This is a genomic window from Streptomyces sp. NBC_00247 (assembly GCF_036188265.1).
Taxonomy (GTDB): Bacteria; Actinomycetota; Actinomycetes; order Streptomycetales; family Streptomycetaceae; genus Streptomyces.
Genome location: NZ_CP108093.1, coordinates 3,701,532 through 3,724,487, shown reverse-complemented (window position 1 = coordinate 3,724,487; position 22,956 = coordinate 3,701,532). Strand labels below are relative to the sequence as shown.

General features: G+C 73.4%; 18 protein-coding genes, 5 tRNA genes and 1 riboswitch. Of the genes, 10 read left to right on the top strand and 13 right to left on the bottom strand.

Annotation, left to right across the window (positions count from 1 at the left end; genetic code table 11):
• Window positions 1–1,004 precede the first annotated feature (1,004 nt).
• From OHT52_RS15845 to OHT52_RS15830, 4 genes are all read left to right on the top strand, one after another.
• A complete protein-coding gene (locus tag OHT52_RS15845) occupies window positions 1,005–2,546 on the top strand; it encodes a sporulation protein (protein ID WP_328720782.1) in 1,542 nt (513 codons plus the stop codon).
• A 109-nt stretch (window positions 2,547–2,655) separates the two neighbouring features.
• Window positions 2,656–4,026 carry an FAD-dependent oxidoreductase gene (locus tag OHT52_RS15840; RefSeq protein WP_328720781.1) on the top strand — a complete coding sequence of 457 codons (1,371 nt, stop codon included), beginning with the start codon at window positions 2,656–2,658 and terminating at the stop codon, window positions 4,024–4,026.
• Window positions 4,019–4,933: a tRNA (guanosine(46)-N7)-methyltransferase TrmB gene (gene trmB / locus OHT52_RS15835; RefSeq protein ID WP_328720780.1), complete on the top strand. Its 915-nt coding sequence runs from the start codon at window positions 4,019–4,021 to the stop codon at window positions 4,931–4,933. The genes OHT52_RS15840 and trmB overlap by 8 nt, the downstream gene beginning before the upstream one ends.
• Window positions 4,934–5,089: 156 nt before the next feature.
• Window positions 5,090–6,691, top strand: coding sequence for a PrsW family intramembrane metalloprotease (locus OHT52_RS15830; RefSeq protein ID WP_328720779.1), 1,602 nt, complete (start codon window positions 5,090–5,092; stop codon window positions 6,689–6,691).
• A gap of 9 nt (window positions 6,692–6,700) precedes the next feature.
• Here the strand turns inward: OHT52_RS15830 and OHT52_RS15825 are convergent, their stop codons facing one another.
• The 4 genes from OHT52_RS15825 to OHT52_RS15810 all read right to left on the bottom strand — a co-directional run bounded on the left by OHT52_RS15825 (window position 6,701) and on the right by OHT52_RS15810 (window position 11,256).
• Window positions 6,701–7,648, bottom strand: coding sequence for an aldo/keto reductase (locus OHT52_RS15825; protein ID WP_328720778.1), 948 nt, complete (start codon window positions 7,646–7,648; stop codon window positions 6,701–6,703).
• 337 nt (window positions 7,649–7,985) lie between these two features.
• Window positions 7,986–9,041 carry a M23 family metallopeptidase gene (locus OHT52_RS15820; RefSeq protein ID WP_328720777.1) on the bottom strand — a complete coding sequence of 352 codons (1,056 nt, stop codon included), beginning with the start codon at window positions 9,039–9,041 and terminating at the stop codon, window positions 7,986–7,988.
• Window positions 9,042–9,052: 11 nt separating this feature from the next.
• A riboswitch (cyclic di-AMP (ydaO/yuaA leader) is annotated at window positions 9,053–9,205 on the bottom strand.
• A gap of 316 nt (window positions 9,206–9,521) precedes the next feature.
• Window positions 9,522–10,679: a PP2C family protein-serine/threonine phosphatase gene (locus OHT52_RS15815; protein ID WP_328720776.1), complete on the bottom strand. Its 1,158-nt coding sequence runs from the start codon at window positions 10,677–10,679 to the stop codon at window positions 9,522–9,524.
• A gap of 503 nt (window positions 10,680–11,182) precedes the next feature.
• Window positions 11,183–11,256: transfer RNA gene (locus tag OHT52_RS15810), tRNA-Met, on the bottom strand.
• Between the two features lie 453 nt (window positions 11,257–11,709).
• On the opposite strand from OHT52_RS15810, the gene OHT52_RS15805 reads away from it, so the two are divergent.
• Window positions 11,710–12,126, top strand: a complete 417-nt coding sequence (locus OHT52_RS15805) for a hypothetical protein (protein WP_328720775.1) — start codon at window positions 11,710–11,712, stop codon at window positions 12,124–12,126.
• 351 nt (window positions 12,127–12,477) lie between these two features.
• On the opposite strand, the gene OHT52_RS15800 is transcribed toward OHT52_RS15805, so the two are convergent.
• The gene (locus OHT52_RS15800; RefSeq protein ID WP_328720774.1) at window positions 12,478–13,239 is read right to left on the bottom strand and encodes a GntR family transcriptional regulator; all 762 of its coding nucleotides are present in this window, start codon (window positions 13,237–13,239) and stop codon (window positions 12,478–12,480) included.
• A 107-nt stretch (window positions 13,240–13,346) separates the two neighbouring features.
• Between OHT52_RS15800 and OHT52_RS15795 the strand changes: the two genes are divergently transcribed.
• Window positions 13,347–13,760 (top strand): hypothetical protein, encoded by a 414-nt coding sequence (locus OHT52_RS15795; protein WP_328720773.1) that lies wholly within the window; start codon window positions 13,347–13,349, stop codon window positions 13,758–13,760.
• 428 nt (window positions 13,761–14,188) lie between these two features.
• Here OHT52_RS15795 and OHT52_RS15790 read toward each other — a convergent pair whose 3' ends face one another.
• The 7 genes from OHT52_RS15790 to OHT52_RS15755 form a co-directional block, all read right to left on the bottom strand.
• Window positions 14,189–14,443, bottom strand: coding sequence for a hypothetical protein (locus tag OHT52_RS15790; protein WP_328720772.1), 255 nt, complete (start codon window positions 14,441–14,443; stop codon window positions 14,189–14,191).
• Window positions 14,444–14,747: 304 nt separating this feature from the next.
• A tRNA-Lys gene (locus tag OHT52_RS15785) sits at window positions 14,748–14,821 on the bottom strand.
• A gap of 339 nt (window positions 14,822–15,160) precedes the next feature.
• Complete coding sequence (locus tag OHT52_RS15780; RefSeq protein WP_328720771.1) at window positions 15,161–17,455, bottom strand: DEAD/DEAH box helicase; 2,295 nt, start codon at window positions 17,453–17,455, stop codon at window positions 15,161–15,163.
• Window positions 17,456–17,777: 322 nt separating this feature from the next.
• The gene (locus tag OHT52_RS15775; protein ID WP_328720770.1) at window positions 17,778–18,299 is read right to left on the bottom strand and encodes a hypothetical protein; all 522 of its coding nucleotides are present in this window, start codon (window positions 18,297–18,299) and stop codon (window positions 17,778–17,780) included.
• A 94-nt stretch (window positions 18,300–18,393) separates the two neighbouring features.
• Window positions 18,394–18,774 (bottom strand): fluoride efflux transporter FluC, encoded by a 381-nt coding sequence (locus OHT52_RS15770; protein ID WP_328720769.1) that lies wholly within the window; start codon window positions 18,772–18,774, stop codon window positions 18,394–18,396.
• Entirely contained in the window at window positions 18,771–19,424 is a 654-nt protein-coding gene (locus tag OHT52_RS31490; RefSeq protein WP_443046587.1) for a FluC/FEX family fluoride channel, read from the bottom strand. Before OHT52_RS31490 ends, OHT52_RS15770 begins: the two co-directional genes overlap by 4 nt.
• Window positions 19,421–19,771, bottom strand: coding sequence for a metallopeptidase family protein (locus OHT52_RS15755; protein ID WP_328723758.1), 351 nt, complete (start codon window positions 19,769–19,771; stop codon window positions 19,421–19,423). The genes OHT52_RS31490 and OHT52_RS15755 overlap by 4 nt, the downstream gene beginning before the upstream one ends.
• A 163-nt stretch (window positions 19,772–19,934) precedes the next feature.
• Between OHT52_RS15755 and OHT52_RS15750 the strand changes: the two genes are divergently transcribed.
• From OHT52_RS15750 to OHT52_RS15735, 4 genes are all read left to right on the top strand, one after another.
• Window positions 19,935–21,515 carry a metallophosphoesterase family protein gene (locus tag OHT52_RS15750; protein ID WP_443046586.1) on the top strand — a complete coding sequence of 527 codons (1,581 nt, stop codon included), beginning with the start codon at window positions 19,935–19,937 and terminating at the stop codon, window positions 21,513–21,515.
• A 102-nt stretch (window positions 21,516–21,617) separates the two neighbouring features.
• Window positions 21,618–21,690, top strand: a tRNA-Glu gene (locus tag OHT52_RS15745).
• A gap of 38 nt (window positions 21,691–21,728) precedes the next feature.
• A tRNA-Asp gene (locus OHT52_RS15740) sits at window positions 21,729–21,803 on the top strand.
• 22 nt (window positions 21,804–21,825) lie between these two features.
• Window positions 21,826–21,899, top strand: a tRNA-Phe gene (locus OHT52_RS15735).
• A 59-nt stretch (window positions 21,900–21,958) separates the two neighbouring features.
• On the opposite strand, the gene OHT52_RS15730 is transcribed toward OHT52_RS15735, so the two are convergent.
• Window positions 21,959–22,729 (bottom strand): DsbA family protein, encoded by a 771-nt coding sequence (locus tag OHT52_RS15730; RefSeq protein WP_328720767.1) that lies wholly within the window; start codon window positions 22,727–22,729, stop codon window positions 21,959–21,961.
• Between the last annotated feature and the right edge of the window lie 227 nt (window positions 22,730–22,956).

Below are 22,956 nucleotides of genomic sequence, written 5' to 3'. Positions count from 1 at the left end.
GCCGAGGGCCCGCGAAGCATCACGCCGACACCCGCCGACCCACGACCACCCGGCGCCACCGTCGCCACTGTCACCCGCGACCACCCGACCGCTACCCCCGCCGCCGCCCGCCCCGCCGACGGCGCAGGGGGAGCCGACGGCACCGACGGCGCCCCGGCGCCCGACGGGGCGCCCGCACCACCGCCACGCCCCTTCCACGGGCCCCGCCCCACCCCACCCGCGACCCCGCCCGCGGCCCCACCCCGGTCCTCGCGGAGGTCCGCCGCCGGGGCGCCGGGAGGACTCGGCCGACGCACCATCAGACATATTCAAGCCACCGGAGGAGCGCTCTCGCGGTGGTTTCCAACGGATCAGCGACCGTCGACATCCGGCCATTCTTCGGCCGCGCACCATCGGCGCACCGCCGCCCCCGCCCCGCGTCCACCGCCTCGCCCCGCCGTTCCGCGGGCCGGTCCCGTGCGCGAGCCGGGCGCACGCCCCCGGGCCGTCCACGCGCGTGCCGCGCCCCGCCGCCCGCCCCGCAGGGCCCCGGCCGGCGCTCGGCCCGGGAGATGGCACGCACCTCCCGGGCCGGTCCGCCGCCCGCGGGGAATGGGGCGGCAGGGTCCCCCAGCCCGCCGAGTCCAGTGCGGCGGGCCGACCCACGCACGCTCCATGGAAGCGCTTCGACACCGGCCCGACGAGAGCGCACGGCCGGGCGCACAGCCACACGGCCGGGGCACATCGGACACCTTCCGCCGCCCCCTCCGGCCCTCCGGACGACCCCCGCACGACGCCCGGCGCGGACCACAATCCCGCCATCCGAACCCATGCCCCTTAACGGTAGGGATGCGGAGAACTACGCTGGGTTTACCGATGGTCTCAGCACGGCGGCATATTCCTCGGGGTTCGGCCACCTGCGTGTGCGCCCGGCCGAGGAGGTCCCGCCGCGAGGAGAACACGGCACGAATGCCGCGCACCGCCTCCGGTGACGCGGCGGCTGTCTGTGTGTCGAGGGGTGGCGCATGTCCAGGGAGCAACGCGGGCCGAACGAGAAGCTCGGCACGGTTCTCGCCCTCGCGGGAATCAGCAACGCCGGGCTCGCCCGGCGGGTCAACGACCTCGGAGCACAGCGCGGGCTGACACTTCGCTACGACAAGACCTCGGTGGCCCGTTGGGTCGCCAAGGGCATGGTGCCGCAGGGCGCGGCGCCGCATCTCATCGCCGCCGCGATCGGGGCCAAGCTGGGCCGGCCGGTCCCGCTGCACGAGATCGGCCTCGCCGACGCCGACCCGGCGCCGGAGGTGGGGCTCGCCTTCCCGCGCGACGTGGCGGAGGCGGTGCACTCCGCCACGGAGCTGTACCGCCTGGACCTCGCGGGCCGCCGCGGCGGCAACGGCATCTGGCAGTCGCTGGCGGGATCCTTCTCGGTCAGCGCCTACGCGACGCCCGCCTCGCGCTGGCTGATAACCCCCGCCGACCCCTCGGTCGCCCGGGACTCCGCCGCCGCGCGGACCGCGCTCCTCGCCGGTCCTGGGACGGTACGCCCGGCGCCCGCGGGTCCGGCGCAGAACGCTCTCGTGCTGCCCGCCGGACATGGCACGGTCCCCGTGCAGCCGGGACCCGAGTCCGTGGCCGACGCCTCGCCGCTCCGGGTCGGGCACAGCGACGTCGCCAAACTGCGCGAGGCCGCCCAGGACGCGCGCCGCTGGGACTCCAAGTACGGCGGCGGAGACTGGCGTTCGTCGATGGTCCCGGAGTGCTTACGCGTCGACGCCGCACCCCTGCTGCTCGGTTCGTACAGCGACGAGGTGGGCCGTGCGCTGTTCGGCGCATCGGCCGAACTGACGCGGCTGGCCGGGTGGATGGCCTTCGACACCGGTCAGCAGGAGGCCGCCCAGCGCTACTACATCCAGGCGTTGCGGCTCGCCCGGGCCGCCGCCGACGTCCCGCTCGGCGGGTACGTCCTGGCCTCGATGTCGCTCCAGGCGACCTACCGGGGATTCGCCGACGAGGGGGTCGACCTCGCGCAAGCGGCGGTCGAGCGCAACCGGGGCCTGGCCACGGCCCGGACGATGAGCTTCTTCCGGCTGGTGGAGGCGCGCGCCCACGCCAAGGCGGGGGACGCCCCGGCGGCCGGGGCCGCGCTGCGGGGCGCGGAGAGCTGGCTGGAGCGGTCGCGGCCGGGGGACTCCGATCCCTCGTGGCTCGGCTTCTACTCGTACGACCGGTTCGCCGCCGACGCCGCGGAGTGCTACCGCGACCTCAAGGCACCTCGCCAGGTGCGCAGGTTCACCGAGCTCGCGCTGTCGAAGCCCACCGAGGAGTTCGTCCGCTCGCACGGCCTGCGGCTGGTCGTCTCCGCGGTGGCGGAGCTGGAGTCGGGGAACCTCGACGCCGCGTGCGCCGCCGGCACCCGCGCGGTGGAGGTCGCGGGGCGGATCTCCTCCGCCCGGACCACCGAGTACGTCCGCGATCTGCTGCACCGCCTCGAACCGTACGGGGACGAGCCACGCGTCGCCGAGCTGCGCGAGCGGGCCCGGCCGCTGCTGGTGGCGCCCGCCTGACGCCGCCCTCGCGCCCCGCCCGCCGGAACACGCGCCACGTCCCCGCCCCGTCCGGGGTTTGATCCGGTTGTCAGCGGGTCAGTGCACTATCGGGGTGGGAGGTGGCGTGATGAGGACGCACGCGGACTACGACTGCGACGTGCTGGTGATCGGCGGCGGGATCGTCGGTCTGTCGACGGCGTACGCGCTCACGCGCGCGGCGCCGGGGACCCGGGTCACGGTCCTGGAGGAGGCGCGGAACCCCTGCGACCACCTCGCGGGGCCGGGTGGCGGGCTGATCCACAGCGGTGTCCATCACCGCCGGAGTTCCCTCACGGCCCGGTTCGCCGCGCGCGGCGGCGGCGAGATGACCGACTTCTGCGCGCGGCACGGCATCGCCCACGCCGTCTCCGGCAAGCTGATCGTGGCGACGGACCGCTCCGAGCTCCCCCGGCTGCACGCCCTCGCGCAGCGCGGCCGGGAACACGGGCTGCCGGTGTGCGAGCTGGGCCCCGCGCAGATCGCCGAGTACGAGCCCCGGGTGCGCGGACAAGCGGCGATCCGGGTCTCCACCACCGGGGTCTGCGACGCGGCCGGGGTCCTCGCCGCGCTGACGCGCGAGGTCACCGCGGCCGGCTCGGTCGTACGGTGCGCGGCACGGGTGACCGCCGTGGACCGGCGGCCCTGGGGCGTCGCGGCCCGCACGGCGGACGGGACGGTGGTCCGCGCCAGGGCCCTGGTCAACGCCGCGGGCCCGGGGAGCGACCGGGTGGCGCGGCTCGCGGGCGACGAGCCCGGAGTACGCGTCGTGCCCGTCCGGGACATCTACTACGAGCTGCGCAGGCCGGAGCTGGTCAGCGCGGTGGTCCACCCGGTGCCGGCCGCCGGGCACCCGTTCCTCGGGGCACAGCTGATCCGGGGCCTCGTACGGTCCGTCGACGGGACCGTCCACGTGGGGCCGGTCGGCGCGAGCCCGTCCGGGCGGGCCGAACCCGTGCTCCACCCCGGAGGTCTGCTCTCCGCGCTGGCCCGGCCCGTCTCCCGGCGGACCGCGCGTCGGCAGGAGGCGTACGTACAGGACGGGGCGCGCCTCGTCCGGGCCGGTGCGGTCCCGCCGCCGGAACTGACCGGGCCTGTCGCGCGGACCGCGCCCGGAGAGCGGGCGGGACGGGCCGGGCGGTCGGAGCAGGCCGGACGGGCCGGAGCGACGGGGGCGGCGGTCACAGCCGCCCTCCGGCGGCTGCTGCCCGAGGTGACCGAGGACGACCTGCGCCCGGCTCCCGCCCGGGTGCGGGCCCAGGCGGTGCACGGCGACGGCACACCGGTCGAGGACTTCCTGATCCGCGAGGCCCCGCACACCGTGCACGTGCTCCACACCCCTGCGGACGCCGCGCTCGCCACGGCGCTGCCGGTGGGGCGGGAGATCGCCCGGCGGGTCCTCGCCCTCGCTTCGGGAGCGGGGTGGAGGCCGCCCGCCGTAGAATCGGGGCATTGTGTCTGAGCAGCCCCTGAACCCCAGCACGGAGCCCGGCGCGCACGCCGGGACCGCCGAGGCCCCCGCCACGAACGCCGAGGCGACCGCGGCCGCGGGCACCACCGAGGCGACGGCCGACGTGGACGCCGCGGAAGCCGCCGACGCCGCCGCCCGACGGGCCGCCTCCTTCGACCGGCAGCGCCGGTTGCGCCAGGAGCCGCGCTTCCCCGGTGGACCCGCCGCCGATCCGGCCGGCTCGCACCACGAGCGCCGCATCCGCAGTTTCCAGCCGCGCCGCAGCCGGGTCACGATCGGCCAGCAGGACGCCCTCGAACGCCTCTGGCCGCGGTGGGGCTTCGACATCGACGGTCTGCGCGTCCTGGACCTCGACCAGATGTTCGGCGGACTGCCGGTCGTGCTGGAGATCGGTTTCGGCATGGGCGAGGCGACCGCGCAGATGGCGGCGGACGACCCGGCCACGGGCATCCTCGCCGTCGACGTGCACACCCCGGGCCAGGGCAATCTCCTCCGCCTCGCCGACCAGGCGGGCTCGACCAACGTGCGGGTCGCCAACGGCGACGCGATCATCCTGCTCCGCGAGATGCTGAAGCCACAGGCGCTGGACGGGCTTCGGGTGTACTTCCCCGACCCGTGGCCCAAGAGCCGCCACCACAAGCGCCGTCTGATCCAGCCGGACTTCCTGGACCTGGTGTCGGACCGCATGAAGCCGGGCGCGGTGATCCACTGCGCGACCGACTGGGAGCCGTACGCGGAGCAGATGCTGGAGGTGCTCACCGCGCACCCCCGGTTCGAGAACACCCGGGCGGACGGCGGTTACGCGCCGCGTCCCGCGTTCCGGCCGCTGACCCGCTTCGAGGGACAGGGCCTGGACAAGGGGCACGTCGTCCACGACCTGCTCTTCACCAGGATCTGAGAGGTCCGGCGGACAGGATTCCGGCGAACGGGACGTCCGACGGAGCCGCACGGCTCCCATCGGCTCCCGGCGGCATCGGCCCTGCGGCCTGTCGACGACGTGGGCCGCCCGGGAACCGCCTGGTCAGTTGTCGGTCCCGCTCGTTAGGGTCGGGACATGTCCGCCGGGTCCGAGCAGCACCGACATCCGCAACCCGTCGTCCCCGTGCTCGAAGAGCGACGGCTCGGCGAGATCCTGGGCGCCGTCCCGGAGCGCGCCCACTGGCGCTACCGCCCGCGCCGGGTGGGGCTGGTGTGGCGCAGCAAGGCGTTCCGCGCGGGCGCGGTGATCGTCACGCTGGCCATCTGCGGGCTGCTCATCCTGGCTCTGGTGCGTGAGGAGACCGGCACCGAGGGGTTCCTCGTCGGTCTGGGGCTCGCGGTGCTGCCGGTGCCGCTCCTGATGGCCGCGTTCCGCTGGCTGGACCGGGTCGAACCGGCGCCCTGGCGGAATCTGCTGTTCGCCTTCGCCTGGGGTTCGTGCGCGGCGGCGCTGGTCGCGATCGTCGCGAACTCCTTCGCGACGTACTGGATCGCGAATCTCTCGGCGGACCCGGCGGGCGCCGACACCCTGGGGGCCACGGTCGTCGCGCCGATCGTCGAGGAGAGCGCGAAGGGCGCCGCCGTGCTGATGCTCTTCCTGTTCCGCAGACGGGAGTTCAACGGGGTCGTCGACGGGATCGTGGCGGCCGGCTTCACCGCGACCGGCTTCGCGTTCAGCGAGAACATCCTCTACCTCGGCAGCGCCTTCGGTGAGGACCGGCAGTTGGGGACGGTGGGGATCGTGTCGCTGACGGTCGGCACCTTCTTCGTGCGGATCGTCCTGTCGCCTTTCGCGCACCCGGTGTTCACGGCGATGACGGGCATCGGCTTCGGTCTCGCCGCGGCGAGCCGTGCGGGGGGCGGCCGGCGACGGGTCCGCCGGATCGCGCTCCCGCTGCTGGGGCTGCTGCTCGCGATGGGCATGCACGCCCTGTGGAACGGTTCGGCGACCTGGGGTCAGTACGGCTTCTACCTGGTCTACGGCGTCGCCATGATGCCCGCGTTCGGGCTGCTGACCTGGCTGGCGATCTGGTCGCGCGGACGGGAACTGCGGACGCTCGCCGCCGAGTTCCCGGCGTACGCGATGGCCGGCTGGCTCACCCCGGCCGAACCGCTCGCGCTCGCCTCGATGCGCGCCCGGGGCATGGCCCGGGATCTGGCCCGGCACTGGCACGGTGCGTCGGACCGGGCCAGGGGCCGGGCGGCGGCCCGGGCCGTCGCGGAGTACGAGTCGTTCGCGACCTCACTGGCCGCGCTGCGGCGGGACGCCCGGCGCGGCGCCGTGGGCGCGGACTTCGCGGCGCGTGAGCAGGAGTTGCTGCACCACCTCTGGGAGCGCAGGAACGTCGCCTCCCCCGCGCTGAGCCACGCGGCCCGCAGCGTGTTCCGGCCGGCCGTCCGCCGTCCGGTGCCCCACTCGTACGGCCTCGGAGCCCACGCGCACGGCGCCCACGCGGCCCACGGCGCGCACGCCCGGGGCTGGGCGCCCCCGTCACCGTCCCCGCAGCAGCCCTGGCCCGGCGCGCCCGGCGCGCAGGGGGGCCCGGCGCCGACCGGGTACGGAGACGGTCCGGCGGCCCCGTACCGCACCGGCCAGGTCCCGTCGCCGGCGCCTCAGGAGCCGCCTCCGCACCGCCAGTACGGCGGGCACAACCCCTATCTGCACCCGCCGGGGTGAGGCCTTCGCTCAGGCGGAGGCTTCGGTGAGCCGGTCCAGTTCCTCGTCGGTCAGCGTGAGCTCGGCGACCGCGAGCAGCGCCGGAAGCTGTTCGGGCGTACGGGCCGAGGCGATCGGCGCAACCACCGTGGGGCGCGACGCCAGCCAGGCCAGCGCGACGGTGGCGATCTCCGCCCCGTGCGCCTCGGCGACGGCGTCCAGCGCGCTCAGCACCTTCTGCCCCCGCTCCGACTCCAGGTGCGCTCCGGCGCTCGCGGCGCGGGCGCTCTCCACCCGCGTACCCGGCCGGTACTTGCCGGTGAGGAAGCCGGCTGCCAGCGCGTAGTACGGGACCGCGCCGAGGCCGGTCTCGGCGGCGAGGTCCTGGGCGGGGCCCTCGTACGTGTCGCGGGAGACCAGGTTGTAGTGCGGCTGGAGCGCGACGTACCGGGCGAGCCCTTCGCGCTCGGAGAATTCGAGCGAGGCGCGCAGGCGCTCGGGGCTGATGTTGGAGGCGCCGATCTCGCGGACCTTGCCCTCCTTGACCAGCTGGTCGAGGGTGGTGACGATCTCCTCCACCGGGACGCTCTCGTCGTCGTAGTGCGTGTAGTAGAGGTCGATGTAGTCGGTGTCGAGGCGCCGCAGGGACTCCTCCACCGCGCTCCTGACGTTGCCGGTGGCGAGCCCCCGGTACTCGGGGTGGGCACCGACCTTGGTGGCGACGACGACGTCCGCGCGGTTGCCTCGGGCCTTGAGCCACTTGCCGATGAGCGCCTCCGATTCGCCGCCCCGGTTGCCCGGGACCCAGGCCGAGTACGCGTCGGCGGTGTCGACGAAGTTGCCGCCGGCCGCGGTGTAGGCGTCGAGCACCGCGAAGGACTGGGCCTCGTCGGCGGTCCAGCCGAAGACGTTGCCGCCGAGGGCGAGGGGGAAGACCTTGATGCCGGACGTGCCGAGTGTGCGGAGAGAAGAAGTCATGAGGAGTTCAACGGAGCGGACGGGAGACCGTATTCCGCTTCCGGAGCTCCAGCCGCCACCCACGGGCCGCGATTCCGGCGGCGGATCCGGCCGTGATCCCGACGGTGGCTGCCGCGGCGACTGCCGCGCGACGGTTCCGGCCGGGATTCGGCAGGGATTCCGGCCGGGGTTCGGCAGGGATTCGGCCGGGATTCGGCAGGGCGAAGGGGAAGCCGGCAGCCCTGACGTCGGGGGGAAGCGTCAGGGCTGCCGGGGCAGGGGGCGCCCGAGGGCGTGTCCGGCGGGGGATACGCGGCCACCCGGGCCCACGCGGCGTGCCCGGGTGGGCCCGGAGGCGTCAGACGGTGAGGCCCTTGCCGGTCAGCCAGGCCATCGGGTCGATGCCGGTGCCGTCCGCGGTGTGGACTTCGAGGTGGAGGTGCGGGCCGGTGACGTTGCCGGTGGCTCCCACGCGGCCGATGGTGTCGCCCGTGCCGACCTGCTGGCCGACGACGACGTCCATGGAGGACTGGTGGCAGTACCAGATCTCCGTACCGTCGTCGAGCTGCAGGACCGTGCGGTACCCGTACGAGCCCGACCAGCCCGCCGACTTGACCGTTCCCCCGTGCACGGCCTTGACCGGGGTACCGGTCGGCGCGGCGAAGTCGAGACCGGTGTGCTGCCCGGAGGCCCACATCGTGCCGGCCTCGCCGAAGGTGGAGGTGATCGTGTACGCGGAGGTGGGGAGCGAGTAGCTGGCGGCGAGCTTGGCGAGCCTCTCGGCCTCGGCCTTCTTCGCCGCGGCCTCCTCCGCCGCCTTCTTCTCCGCCGCGGCCTTCGCCGTGGCCGCGTCCTGCTGCTTCTTGGCCTCGGTGGCGGCCTTGGCCGCCGCCGCCTCCTCCTCCGCCGCCTTCGCGTCCGCGTCGGCGGCGGACTGCTGCTGCTCGGCCTGCTGGAGGATGCGGGCGCGCAGCGCCTCGCCCGCGTCGGTGGCGCCCTGCTCGGTCTCCGCCGTGGTGAGCCCGGCCGTGGTGAACGGCGCGGCGGCTGCCACCGGCACGGGAGTGTCGTCGGACTGGACCGCGGTGATCAGAGCACCCAGCCCGGGAAGGGACTTGGCGTCCGGAAGGTTGTCCGCGAGCGAATCGGGAAGAGAAATGGAGACCGGCGGCTTGCTCTGCGCGGTGGCCATGCCGCCCGCACCGACGGCCGCGATGACGCCGACCCCGAGGACGGTGGAACTACGCGCGAGACCACGCTGCTTGGCGACGCGGTGCCGGCCGCGTACGGGGCGGAGGGAATCCTCGGTGGGGTTCCATTCCTCCCAGGCCCTGTCGGCGTCCCCGGGGGAGCCGAAACCCTCACGGGTGGCGAAGGGTGACGGGGCTTCGGGGGCAGGCTGGTTGGACGCCACGTGGGCGCACTCCTTTCCTTCCTTCTCGCCTACCGGGTTAGCTGACGGGTTCGGAGCAGGAAGGTCTCCTACGGGCGCCTGGTGTCTCTGTCGAGACACAGGTGTCCGATTCACCCCAAGAAGTGGTTCCCCGGTTCCCTTGCGGAATTCGGCGCTCGCGCACGGCGCCGTCTCTGACGACGGCTGGGACGACCGCGCTGCGTTATCGAACGTTAATAGACATACGGCTCCGATTCCAAGCCGTTCCCCTTGATCATTCCCGCTTCGGGCCGGGATTTACCTGGGCATTCCCCCGCCAATAGGGGCGACTTGCGGACGACCCGTACGACCGCATTCATCTGACGGTGTGTCATATGTTATCGAGCGGCACCGCCCCGCTACGGACCGTCGCCGCACCCGGGGCGACGGTCCGCGGAGCCGACCGCGGGAGCGCCACCCGGGCGTGATTCCGAGAAGTGACGCCGGCCGCCCGGAACCGCGTCAGCCGCCGCCGCGGCCCACGATCGGCACGGTGGTCCGGCGCTCCGGCTGGTCCTCCGCGGGCCGGGCCACCGCGAGCAGCGCCAAGTCGTCCGTCGAGTGGCCACCGGTGTGCAGCCGGACGTCGTCGGTGAGCGCCGAGAGCAGCTCGTCGGGACCGGGGAAGATCCTGCCGCGCAGCCGCTCCGCCGGGTCGTAGAACACGCCCGCCGAGTCGCGCGCCTCGGAGAGCCCGTCCGTGTAGGTCAACAGGGTCGCGCCCGGCGGGAAGTCCCACTCGTCAGCCTGGTCCGGCCAGGCTCCCAGCGCCATGCCGAGCGGCAGCGCGGGCGTACCGGGCCGCAGCACGTCCAGCGCTCCCCCGGCGTGCAACAGCAACGGTTCGGGGTGGCCCCGGTTGACGATCCGCAGCGTGGCGGAGCCCTGGGGGATCTCGGCGAGCACCGCGGTGACGAACCCCTCCACCGGGTCCAGGCCCCCGCGCCGCGCCGCGTCCCTGACCAGCGCACGCTCCAGCCGGTCCGCCACCCCCTCCAGCGTCTCCTCCTGCTCGGCGGCCTCCCGGAACGCGCCGATGATCACCGCCACCGCCTCGACCGCGTCGAGCCCCTTGCCGCGCACGTCGCCCAGGACGAGACGCACTCCGTGCGGAGTGTCCGCGACGGCGAACAGGTCGCCGCCGACGTACTCGTCCGCCTGCGCCGCCTCGTACCGCGCGGCGACATGGAGCCCGCCCACCCGGTCGGCCGGAACGGGCAGCACCGCGCGCATGGCGGTCTCCGCGATGATCCGGGCGGAGGCCAGCTGCTCGCTTCCGCGCCGCACCACCCCGTTGATGACGAGCGCCAGCACGGCCGTGGTGGCCACGGTGAGCGTCTCGATGATCGGAACGATCTCGCCGATGGTGCCCACGTACACCCGCATCGCGATGACGGCCGACAGCGAGGCGGCACCGATCCGGACGGTGCCGGCCCGGGAGGCGAACGGCGCGGCGATCAGAGGCGCGGCGACGAACAGGGGTACCGCCGTGAAGCGGGGCGGTGACGCGATGTCGAAGACCAGCCCGCCGAGGACGAGCAGGGCAGGCAGAATCCGCACGAATCGCCGGGCACTGACACCCCCGGACGCCCAACCGCCCCCGTACAGCCGTTTCGCCACCTCTGTGCTTCTCCTGCCCTGTCCCGCCACGGCTGCGGAACCTACCGCGCCCCGCCCGGGCCGGCCCGAACCGCGCCGTGCGGCGACTCCTCGTCGTCCATTGGGGGGAGCGCACGGCTCCCCGTCGAGCGCCCCCCACCGTCGGCGTACGGCGGGTGCACCGGTCCGGCGGAACGGGGTTCCACACCGTTCGGCGAGTGCCCGTGCGCCGCGCACGGAAACGGCGGCGCAACCGCTCCGGACGCCCGGACTCCCCGGACGCCCGGACTCCCGTCAACGCGTTCGACCTGGTGGCCGCGACCGTGCGGGTGTGCGAGGTCCCTGGATGGACCAGTTCATGCCCATTACGGCAGATCTTTACGCGCCGGTCGGACCGAGCGGGCCGAACACTCGCAGAGAACGGAGGGGCCGAACGGACGACGCTTGCGCACGCATTCCCGTGGGCGAACACGCGGGAACGACTCGGGCCCGGCACGCTGTGCGTGCCGGGCCCGGGCCTTCAGTAGCGGGGACAGGATTTGAACCTGCGACCTCTGGGTTATGAGCCCAGCGAGCTACCGAGCTGCTCCACCCCGCGTCGATGAACACAACTCTACGGCATCCTGAGCGGGCTTCGAACCACCCCGGAACCACACGGGCACGACCGAGCGGCTCTCCCGGCATCGGCGCACACGCCCAGGGCTCGCCCCCAAAGCGTTGCCGCCCGCCCGAAGAATCCCCACCAGGGGTACGGACACCGGCAACCCGCCCTTCCACGAGCCGAGTTCACCACCGCCGATCCAGCCCTGCCGTCATCCCGCGCGCAGAGCAACACAGTTAGGCCCAAAGCACCGCCACACCCACTCCAACGGTCTTTTTGCATGAGGCAGTTGCCACGCGTGCTCTTCTGGCCAAGGATGTGGATGCATCCCCCAGAACCGGCGGGCTGCCCGTGCGGACACGTGCCCCCGAGGCGGCGGAATTCGCCCTGCCCCGGCGTCGGCCACGCGCTCCCGGTCCCGCAACGCCGCTCTCTCCGGAGGACTCCACCATGACCACACCTCTCACTCCCGCCCCTTCCACCCCCTCGGACACCTCTCTGGGGGCCCGAGTGCGCACCTCGGCGGCGAGCGCGATCATCGGGGGCCTCGCCGGGGCCGTGATGAGCGCGGTGGTGGTCTACTTCATCATCGGGATGCCGGACGGCGAGGGCACCAACGCTCTGAACAACGCGATATCCGGCCTGATCAGCGGCTTCCTGGCCGGCTTCATCGGCCTGATGGTCTACCAGAGCAAGGCGGCGGCAGCAGCCCGGGCAGCCGGAGCCGCCGCCACGACCGCGCCCGCCACGCCCACGGAGGCGGCGAGACCTGCTGCCGCCGAAACCGGGGCAGCCACCGCGGAGCCGGCCACCGCGGAGCCGGCGACCGAAGAGGCGGCCGGGAGCAAGGCTCCGACCGGCGTCTGAAGCCCGCCCCGCACACGAGCGGGCACGCAGGGTCCCTGACTCCCGGGTCCCGTCACTCGGGCCCGCCCCGATTCCGCGAAGCGACCGCCCCGTCCGGCTCCACGGCCCGGCGGGGCGGCGTCGCGTCCCGGAAGCCTCACCACCAGAGGGCTGCACGACCGGAGGGCATCACGGCCAGAGCACGTCACGGCGAGAGCACGTCACGACCGGAGCACGTCACGGCCAGAGGCGGCACGCCCGGTCACTCGCCCCGGCACCCCCGTCGCGCCCCGAGACCCGTACCGGCCTCGTACAGCGTTCAGCGAACTCCTCGTACGCGGATAACCGTTGCCGCCCCCGAGGCAGCCGCCGTCACTCGCTCCGCTCGACGGCGATCTCGTACGCGACTTCCCACCGCACGTCCGGAACCACGATGTCCGCGGTCTCGACCGGGCGGCCGTCGGTGTCGTAGAAGGTGCGCTCCAACTCGGTGACCAGGCCACCGATGCTGATACCGAGGAGGTTCGCCTGCTCCTGGTTCGCGCGGGCCGGGCGCGGGATCTCGACGGCGCGCACGATGTCGACGCCGATCGACCGCATCCGTTCGACCACTCCGATCCCGGCGAGCGGGCCCATCTCGGGAAGGACGACGGGGGTGTGTCCGGTGATCGCCATCGGCTCCCAGCTCCTGGAGAGCTGGACGGGCAGCCCGTCCACGAGGAACTCGTAGTCGGTGACGACGCAGAGATCACCCGGTTCGATGTCCAGACGCTCCGCGATGCGCTCGGGCGCCGGAGTCCGCGCGGCCGAACGCGACTCCCATTTCCCCTCGTGGTCCTGGTAGTTGAGGACGGCGCGGTAGAGCGTGGCGCCGTGGCCCTCGGGAGGCCTCGTACGGATCATGCGCCGCCGCTCACGCGGCCTGCGGACGTAAGTGCCGGAACCCGCACGGCCTTCGAGGATGCCCTCGATGGTGAGGCGCTCCATGGCGCGCTGCGCGACGGACGCCCCGACCTCGTACTCCTCGGCGATCCGGGCACGGCTGGGCAACTTGTCGCCCACGGCCCACTCGCCCGCACTGATGCGGTCGCGGAGAGCGTCGGCCACCTGGAGATAAGGGGTGTCGCGAGGCATGTGCACAGCTCCCAGCGGTGGAAGTCGGACATTGACAAAGCTAACCCATCAGGTTGAAGCTGAATATTCAGCATTACGAAACGTGATCCAATCTCCAGGGGAGAGCCATGCCCTCCGTGCCGCCGCGCGTCGTCGCCCTCGCGGGCATGTTCGCCGCCGCGACCGGCTCCGAGCCGCTGGTGTTCGAGACACCCGGCGCGTTCCGGGTGGAGGCGCCTCTCCCTTCCCCACTGAGCGGCGCCATCCACAGCACGATCCTCATGACGCTGGCGCACGGCGACCGCTTCGGCCACGAGCTGGGCGCCGACGGCGTCGCCCGGGTGTGGGCCGAGATCGACCACCCCGCCCCGAGACGAAGGAGCACCGAGATGACGGAGCCGACCGGCGGCACGGCCCCCGGAGACGCCGAGTACCGCACCCTGATCACCCACACCTCGGAGTGCAACGCCTGCCGGTCGGACCGGGTGGAGTGCGAGATCGCGGACCGCCTCAGCCGGGCGTGGCGGGCGGCCCGCCAGTGACGCCCCTCATCTGCGTCGACTGCGACCGTGCCATCACGGGCCCCGCGGTGACCACGGCGGAGGGTCACTCCGCCTCCGGTGCGCGCCCCGATGCCTACGCCCACCCGCCGGGCTCCCCTGAGTGCCGTCCCCCGGCACGCAGTCGCGGCGCCCGCATCAGGAAGGCGCTCGCGGTGCGCGACCGCTGAACACCGGGCGACGACCTGAACACCGGACGTCGGCCGAACGCCGGGCACCGGCCACTGCAACCGTCCGGCGCCCAACCGGCCGCCGGACGACCGCTGAACGCCGGATGGCCAGGGGGCGCCGGGCACCCGGAGCAGGCTTCCGCACGGGCCGCCCCACCCGGGTCGTCCGCGGCGCACACACCGATGCCCATGAGCTGTCCCGTGACAGCCGATCGGGGCGGACACCCCGGACATGGGCGATCACGTCCGGCCGGCACGGTTGATCAGACCTCGGCCTCGGACGACGCCGTCGGCGGCCAGTCGTCTCCGCAGCGCGTCGGGGGCCGGCGAGGTCTCGAAGCCCTCACGGAGGCCTCGTCCCGTGTCCGCGTACTCATAGCGGACCGCGTACATCCTTCCGGCGTGATGCCCTTCGCAACGGACCAGAGGGCGCGCGAGGACCGACTCGAACCACTCCGCCGCCCGGTTCGCCTGCGGCTTCGAAGGCGAACTCATTCGCGGTCCGCTAGATGGCCAAGTCCTGGTTGTGGAGTCTGCCGCCGCCAAGAGCCCGCTCTTTCGGCCAGTACGTCCACGAACGCGCGCTGCGCGAGGTCCAGGTCGCCTTCGTCGTACTCGAACCAGGGAATCCCCGCCATGACCGCGCTCCAAGGGCCGTCCAGAAGCCGACGGCCATCGGACCGTCCACGCACGCATCACGGACCCGCGAGGCCCAGGACGACGGAGCGCCCCGACCGGCCGAAGCCGGTCGAGGCGCTCAGTAGCAGGTCAGAGGAGGTCTCCCCTGTCCTGCCTTCGGTAGGCCGTGTGGGACTCGAACCCACAACCAACGGATTAAAAGTCCGCTGCTCTGACCAATTGAGCTAACGGCCCCTACCGGATCACCCATGAGCATAGCCCGCCCGGACCCGGCGGCCGATCCGGTATCCCGTGACGGGCCACCGCGCCGGGAGCGAGGACCTTCCAGAGACTGCCGAGGGAAGAGATCGTGCCCTTGTGAACCTGCCGCTACGGGCAGGTACGACGTACCGCGGGGCAGGAACGGCGGTACGGTCCGCCCCTGGATCGCTCCCCGGGCACGCACCGGGCCCGGACGAGCGTCAGGGCCCGGACAAACACCTCTCGGTGTCGTACGGGCCCTGGCGGACGATCAGCGGCTCAGCGGGGAGCCGTCAGGTCGCGGGACAGCCGGTCGGCGGTCCGGACGACCGATCAGCCGTTGCGCTTCCAGCGGGGCTTGTCGTCGCGGCGGCCGAAGCTGCCGGTGTTCGTACCGGTGTTGCCACCGCGGTGGTCGTCGCGACGGCCCTGCGGGCGGTCGCCGGCGCCGCCGGAGCGGAAGCCACCGGACGGACGGTCGTCACGGCGGTCACGGTTGAACGGGCGGTCGCCGCCACCGGAGCGGAAGCCACCGGAGGGGCGCTCGTCGCGGCGGTCGCCGCCGGAGCGGAAGCCGCCCGAGGGACGGTCGTCGCGGCGCTCGAAGGGACGGCCACCACGGTCGCCACCACGGTCGTCGCGGCGGTCGCCACCGGAACGGAAGCCACCGGACGGACGGTCGTCACGACGGTCGCGGTTGAACGACGGACGGTCGTCACGACGCTCGAACGGACGGCCACCACGGTCGCCACCACGGTCGTCGCGGCGGTCGCCACCGGAACGGAAGCCACCGGACGGACGGTCGTCACGACGGTCGCGGTTGAACGACGGACGGTCGTCACGACGCTCGAACGGACGGCCACCACGGTCGCCACCACGGTCGTCGCGGCGGTCGCCACCGGAACGGAAGCCACCGGACGGACGGTCGTCACGACGGTCGTTGCCGCCGCGGTAGCCGCCACGGTCGCCACCACGGTTGTCGCGGCGCTCGTAGTTGCCCCGCTCGTCCCGGCGCTGCTCCTCGCGGACCGGCTGCTCCGGCACGGCGACGGCCGCCTCGACGGCGGCCTCCGCCTCGGCGACGGCCTCGGCCACCGCCTGCTCCGGGTCGTCGCCCCGCTCGCGCGCGGCACGGGCCACCAGGCGGTCGGCCTCCTCGCGGAGCTCACCGGCGCGGCGCTGGACGTGCTCCAGCTGCTTGGTCAGCTCGGCGACCTCGCGCTCGGCCTGCTTGGCGGCGTTGTTCGCGGAGTCGGCCTGGACCTCGGTGAGCGAACGCGCACCGGTGATCTCGGCGACCTCGGGCTCGAAGACGCCCGCGCCCTGGACGATGTGGCGCGAGGCGTCCACGCCCGCGTCCTCCATCAGGCGGAAGATCTGACGACGCTGGTGCGGGAGCGCCAGCGAGACGACGACACCGGACTTGCCGGCACGGGCGGTACGGCCCGAGCGGTGCAGGTAGTCCTTGTGGTCGCCGGCCGGGTCCACGTTCAGCACCAGGTCGATGCCGTCGACGTGGATGCCGCGGGCGGCGACGTCGGTGGCGACCAGGGCGTTGACGTAGCCCTTCTTGAAGTCTTCGAGGACGCGGGTACGGGCACCCTGCGTCATACCGCCGTGCAGCGCGTCGGCCTTCACGCCGGACTCGATGAGCTGCTCGGCGATGCGGTCGGCGCCCAGCTGGGTGCGGACGAAGATGATCGTGCGGCCCTTGCGGGCGGCGATGGCGGCCGTGACCGGCGCCTTGTCCTTCGGCTTCACGACGAGGACGTGGTGCGACATGGTCGAGACGTTGCCCTGGGCGCTGTCGACCTCGTGCGTGACCGGGTTGGTCAGGTAGCGCTTGACCAGCGTGCCGATCTCGTTCTCCATGGTGGCGGAGAAGAGCATGCGCTGACCGCCACCGGGGATCTGGTCGAGCAGCTCGGTGACCTCGGGCAGGAAGCCCAGGTCGGACATCTGGTCGGCCTCGTCGAGGACGGCGACCTGGACTTCCGCGAGCGAGCAGGCGCCGCGGTTGATGATGTCGCGCAGACGGCCCGGGGTGGCGACGAGGACGTCGACACCGCGCTCCAGGGCGTAGATCTGGTTGCCCATGGAGGTACCGCCGCAGACGACCTTCATCTTGAGGCCGAGCACGTCGCCGTACGGCTGGAGCGCGTCCGCGACCTGCATCGCGAGCTCACGGGTCGGCGTGAGGATGATCGCGCGGGGCTTCTTCTTCTCGGTGTGACCGCCGGCCAGCGCGGCCAGGGTCGGCAGACCGAAGGAGAGCGTCTTGCCGGAGCCGGTACGGCCCCGGCCCAGGATGTCCTTGCCGGCCAGGGCGTCCGGGATGGTCGCGGCCTGGATCGGGAAGGGGCTGGTCACGCCGTTCTGCGCCAGCTTGCGGACGATGCCCTCGGGCAGGCCCAGCGAGGCGAAGGTGAGGGTCGGCTCGGCGTCCTCGGCGGACTCCGCGGAGACGGCCTCGTCGGACGCGGTCTCGACGGGAGCGGCGGCCTCGGCGGCCTCCGGCTCGCCCTGCTCGTCCGTCACCTCGACGGTGACGGGAGCTGCCTCGGCCACGACGGCCTCGGCGACGAGCTCGGCGTTCTGCGCGAGCTCGTTGTCGATGTCTTCGGACATGACGGTGTGGTCAGAACTGGAAATTGACATGCGAAATGCGAAACCTTCCGGAGTCTCGGCACGCGCCCGTAACTCCGTGTTTTCGCAATTTCGACCGCCTCAATGCGGTCCAGCCACGGCAAGGGAGAGTACGCGCCACACGGCGCTCTTCTGTGTCGGCGCCGGGCAATGGGATCAAACGATCTACTACCATACGCACCCTCCCCCACTTTGTGCAAACCGCCCTTCTTCGACACTCCACCTGACCCCTTCTGACCTGCGGTGATGCCCGAGTCGGCCACCGACGGCCGCCGGTGCCCCGGCGGCCAGAGGGGCGTGTCGGTCACTCCACCGGGGACGCCGCGGGCGGTGTCGGTTCGGCCGGCGCGGCCGGCGATTCGGCGGGCTGCCCCCCGCCGCCCGCGTCGCCGCCCGGGGCCGGGTCGGTGGCCGCCGGCGGCGTGGGGTCGGGGGTGACGGGGACGAACGTGATGACGGGGTCCCCGGGGCCCGCCGTCGCGCCCGGCACCACCACCGCGGGCGCCCCGCTCCCGCTGGGCGTCGGCAGGCCGGTCCCCCGGCCCGCCGCCGAGGGGCTGGGGGAGGCGGGGTCACCGGACCGCTTCGGGTCGGCCTTCCCGCCCTCGGCCCGGTCCGTGTGGTGGCGGCCCGAGCCGCCGGAGCCGGAGCGGCCGGACCCGCCGGACACCCCACTGCCCTGCTCCTCCGCCTCCCCGGCCGCCCCGGCGGACCGTGAGGGGCGCGGACCGGTCTCCTCCGCGTCCACGCTCACGCATCCGAGGGAGGCGCCCAGCATCAACGCGGTGAGGACCGCCCAGCGGGCGGGAGGGGGGAACGGGCGCACGGGGCACCTCCGGGACGGGAACGCGGGAACGGGTGCGTGGTACCCAACTCCCCGGACCGGGCCGGGGACACGCCCACCGGCCGACCTGTACGCGTCAGCCGCCGAACCCGGCCCCGCCCGCCACCTCCGCGCCGAGGAACACCGCGCCCAGCCCCACCAGCAGGGAGGCAGCCACGTTGGCGCCCGCGAGGAAGGCCCGCCCGGACTCGGCCATCCGCAGCGTCTCGTACGAGAACGTCGAGTACGTCGTCAGCGCCCCGCAGAGCCCCGTGCCGAGCAGGGCGTACACGGGCGCGGAGACGGCCGCGCCGGTCAGTGCCCCGAGCAGCAGGCTGCCCGCCGCGTTGGCCGCGAAGGTGCCCCAGGGGAAGACGTACGGAAGTCCGGCGCCGTGGTACCGGCGCACCAGACGGTCCGTCAGGAGACGCAGGGGTGCGCCCACCATGCCGCCGACGACGACCAGCAGCCAGTTCACCGGGCACCACCTTCGGACCCGCGCGCGCGGGACACCGCTTTCCTGGTCGCCACCGCCGACACCCACACGGCGCCGAGCGCCGCCGCCGGCGTGAGGAAGGCGTACGCCACGGCGGTCAGCGCTTCCTGTCGTTGGAGCAGCTTGGAGACGTCGGCCGCGTACGTGGAGAAGGTGGTGAAACCGCCGAGCACGCCGACGCCGAGGAACGGGCGCACCAGGGCGTGTTTCGAAAGGGGCGCCGGTCGCCCGGAGGGTGGGCCCGGCGGTGTCCGGCGCGCGGGATCGCACGGCGCAGGGGCGCCCCGGTACCGGACGTACGGGCGGGATCGCGACAACACGGCGACCGTGCGTCGCCGGACGGGCGGGACTTTCGGCACACGCCCCGGCGGGCGGGTGACCACGGAGAGTTCGGCGGTCAGCACCATGAGCACGCCGATCAGGGCGCAGCCGGAGACGTTGACGGCGAAGACCGTCCACGGGAAGGCGCCCGTACCGGTGGGCCAGGCCAGGGTGGCCGCATAGCGCGCGGTGGCCCCGAGCGCTCCGCCGGCCGCCACGACGCCGAGCACCGCGACCTCGCGCGGCCCCGGCGGGGCGGGCAGGACGGGCGGTGCGGGCTCGTCCCCCGGGGGAGCGCCGGGCCCGCTCACGCGTAGCCGAGCGCGTGCAGCCGCGCGTCGTCGATGCCGAAGTGGTGGGCGATCTCGTGGACCACGGTGATCTCGGTCTCCGCGACGACGTCCTCACGGGTCTCGCACATCCGCAGCGTCGGCCCCCGGTAGACGGTGATCCGGTCGGGCAGGACGCCCGCGTACCACTCGCCCCGTTCGGTGAGCGGTGTTCCCTCGTAGAGGCCGAGCAACTCGGGTTCGCCGGGGTCCGGTTCGTCCTCGACGAACACCGCGACGTTGTCCATCAGCCGCGTCAGCTCCGGCGGAATCCGGTCGAGCGCCTCGCTCACCAGCTCTTCGAACTGCTCGCGCGTCATCTCCAGCACCCCGTCATTGTCACGCACCGCCGCTCCGGCGCACCCGCCCGGCCGGGCACCCGCCCCGTGCGCCCCCGTACGACCCGGGCACCCGCCCGCGCGGCGCACCCCGTACGCGGGCACGTGGCGCCCCCGCCGCATGGCCGGAGCACGGACCGGGCATACGGGTCCAATGGTTCGCGTCCCGTTCCGTCCGCGCCGTACCCCCGATGCCCGTGTCCGCCGAAGCCGAGGTGCTCGTACCGCTCCGATGCCGGCACCCGGGCTCGCGGGGTCCGGCCCCCGGCCGGTCGTGCGGGTGCTCGCGATGGTCGCGGTGGTGGTGCTGGGCGGCTGGCTCGGACTGCTGGTCGTGGGGGACGTGAAGACGCCCGTCGGCCCGATGGACACCACGATGGCGCTGCGGCCCTCGCTCACCGGGGGCACCCGGGTGGACGTGTCCCCGCTCGGCGCTCTGGAGCTGGACTCGCACGTCGCGCCCCTGCGCCTCGACGTCGACGTGGACCGCCTCGATCCCGTGCGGTCCCAGCGGCTGGTGGAGAAGCCCGAACGGTTCTCGGGGCTCCAGGACGAGGTCGCCCGGGACGTCGCGGACGGCGCCCGGGAGCTGGCGCTGCGGTCGGTGGTGGCCGTGCTGACCGGGGCGACCGTGCTCGGCCTCGTCGTCTACCGGCGCCCCCGCCCCGCACTGGCCGCCGGAGGGCTCGCGCTGGTGCTGCTGGCCGGATCGGGCGTCAGCGCGTACGCCACCTGGAACCCGAAGTCGGTGCTGGAGCCGAAGTTCTCGGGGCTGCTCTCCAGCGCCCCGTCGGTGGTCGGCGACGCCCGTTCGATCGTCACCGAGTTCGACGTCTACCAGCAGGAGCTGGCCCGCCTGGTCACCAACGTCTCCCGGCTGTACGACGCCACCTCCACGCTCCCCGTCTACCAGCCGGACCCGGGCACCCTGCGGGTCCTGCACGTCTCGGACATCCACCTCAACCCGGCGTCCTGGCACATCGTCGCCTCGCTGGTGAAGCAGTACGGCATCGACGTGATCATCGACTCCGGCGACACCATGGACCACGGCACCACCACCGAGAACGGCTTCCTCGACCCGATCCGGGACCTCGGTGCCCCGTACGTCTGGGTGCGCGGCAACCACGACTCCCAGGAGACGCAGAAGTACCTCCGGGGCTTCAAGAACGTGCGCGTCCTGGACGAGGGGAGCGCGGTGACCGTCGCCGGGCTGCGCATCGCGGGCACCGGCGACCCCCAGTTCACCCCCGACCGGACGCTGGCCCTCGGCGGGGCGGCATCGGAGCGGATGGCCGGCCTCCGACTGGCCTCCGCCCTCCGCGACCAGACCCGGGCCGGCACTCCGGTGGACATCGCGGTGGCGCACGATCCGCAGCTCGCCCGGGAGGCGGACGGCACGGTCCCGCTCGTGCTCGCCGGCCATGTCCACCACCGGGTCAACGAGCTCCTGCCGCTCGGCACCCGGCTGAAGGTGGAGGGCTCCACGGGCGGCGGCGGGCTGCGCGCCGTGCAGAACGAGAAGCCGGAGAAGGTACGCGCCTCGGTCCTCTACCTGGACCGCGCGACCCGGCGGCTCCAGGCCTGGGACGAGATCACGCTGGGCGGACTCGGCCTGACGACCGCCGAGGTGAGCCGCCATCTGCCGGAGGAGAACAGCCCCGCGGCGACCCCCTCGCCCAGCGCTCCCGTCCCCGCCGCGCCCTCCTCTCCCGGCGTTCCCAGCCCCTCCCCGTGACCCCGCCGCGACCCCGCCGGGAAACCGTTTTGGCGTTAGCTCCGAGATCCCATATGCTTCTCACGTCCCCGACGCGCTGGAAAGCAAGCCGGTGGGCCTTTAGCCCTCATCGTCTAGTGGCCCAGGACGCCGCCCTTTCAAGGCGGTAGCACGGGTTCGAATCCCGTTGGGGGCACGCTTTACCGTGTGCGAGACTTGTCTCGCACATTGCTTGGTCCTGTGGAGCAGTTTGGAGTGCTCGCCACCCTGTCAAGGTGGAGGCCGCGGGTTCAAATCCCGTCAGGACCGCTGCAGTTCTCAGGAGCTGCGTGGCTGGGTAGCTCAGTTGGTACGAGCGATCGCCTGAAAAGCGATAGGTCGCCGGTTCGATCCCGGCCCCAGCCACCTCCCGGAAGCCCCATCCACGTGGATGGGGCTTCCGCCGTTTCAGCCGACGTCCGGCGTCACCCGGCCGGGTTCCCCACCGGGGTGATGCTCTCGGTCGGAACGGCACTGCCGGTACGGGCCGTCTCGGCGGCCTCCTCGATGGCCGCGGTGAAGGTCGCGTCGGGCTGGGCTCCCGCCAGCGGGCGCCCGTTGACCAGGAAGGACGGGGTGGAGCTCGCTCCGAGTCCGTACGCCTCGGCCTGGTCCCGGCTGACCGACTCCGACGCCGCCACGCTGTCCAGGTCGGTGCGGAACTTGTCGAGGTCCTTCACGCCCGCCTCCTTCGCGAGAGCGGTGAGCCGGTCGGGGCCGAAGCCCTTCTCCTGGGCACCCTCGGCGTACGCGGCCCGGTGGAACTCCCAGAATCGCTTCTGGCGGCCCGCCGCCCAGGAGGCGCGGGCGGCGGCCTCGGAGTCCGCGCCGGAGACCGGGAAGTTGCGCCACTCGATGCGCAGGGTGCCGTCCTCGACGTAGGCGTCGATCAGGTCCGGTTCGGTGTCCCGGGCGAACGTGCCGCAGGAGGCGCACCGGAAGTCGCCGTACTCGACGAGGACGACGAGCGCGTCCGTACGGCCGAGGGCCAGCGGGTCGCCGGGCTCGCGACGGGCGAGCTTCGCGGCCTCGGAGTACTCCCCCGCGTCGGGCCGGGCCGACTCGCCGGCGGTGGCGGGGGACGGGCCGGGGGCGGTGGCGCGGTAGGAGGCGTAACCGAGCAGGACGGCGGCGACGGCGACCGCGGAGCCGTACAGCAGGGGCTTCTTCGACCGGCTCTTCTGGGGCAGGGGCATGCGGCACTCCGGGAGCGTCGTACGGATGCGGGGCGGCAGAGCGGAGGGGCTGCGGAGAAGAGGGGCGGCCGGGCCGGAGCGACGAGGCTCAGCCACCCCTGGCTATCCGGGCGGCGGTGCGCGGCCGACCGGCCTGACGGGCCCTCGGCCCTGTCACCGGGCACGTCGTACGGGACACGGCGCGGGCCCCTTCCCGGATGCCTCGAATCGGGCGACTTGCCGGAAAT

What these genes read in the sequence shown, in the direction of transcription:
- OHT52_RS15805 (WP_328720775.1), top strand. Translation starts at nt 11,710, where the DNA reads ATGACCACACCTCTCACTCCCGCCCCTTCCACCCCCTCGGACACCTCT.
- OHT52_RS15840 (WP_328720781.1), top strand. Translation starts at nt 2,656, where the DNA reads ATGAGGACGCACGCGGACTACGACTGCGACGTGCTGGTGATCGGCGGC.
- OHT52_RS15825 (WP_328720778.1), bottom strand. Translation starts at nt 7,648, where the DNA reads ATGACTTCTTCTCTCCGCACACTCGGCACGTCCGGCATCAAGGTCTTC.
- OHT52_RS15790 (WP_328720772.1), bottom strand. Translation starts at nt 14,443, where the DNA reads ATGAGTTCGCCTTCGAAGCCGCAGGCGAACCGGGCGGCGGAGTGGTTC.
- OHT52_RS15795 (WP_328720773.1), top strand. Translation starts at nt 13,347, where the DNA reads ATGCCCTCCGTGCCGCCGCGCGTCGTCGCCCTCGCGGGCATGTTCGCC.
- OHT52_RS15845 (WP_328720782.1), top strand. Translation starts at nt 1,005, where the DNA reads ATGTCCAGGGAGCAACGCGGGCCGAACGAGAAGCTCGGCACGGTTCTC.
- OHT52_RS15730 (WP_328720767.1), bottom strand. Translation starts at nt 22,729, where the DNA reads ATGCCCCTGCCCCAGAAGAGCCGGTCGAAGAAGCCCCTGCTGTACGGC.
- OHT52_RS15830 (WP_328720779.1), top strand. Translation starts at nt 5,090, where the DNA reads ATGTCCGCCGGGTCCGAGCAGCACCGACATCCGCAACCCGTCGTCCCC.
- OHT52_RS15800 (WP_328720774.1), bottom strand. Translation starts at nt 13,239, where the DNA reads ATGCCTCGCGACACCCCTTATCTCCAGGTGGCCGACGCTCTCCGCGAC.
- OHT52_RS15780 (WP_328720771.1), bottom strand. Translation starts at nt 17,455, where the DNA reads ATGTCCGAAGACATCGACAACGAGCTCGCGCAGAACGCCGAGCTCGTC.
- OHT52_RS15750 (WP_443046586.1), top strand. Translation starts at nt 19,935, where the DNA reads ATGGTTCGCGTCCCGTTCCGTCCGCGCCGTACCCCCGATGCCCGTGTC.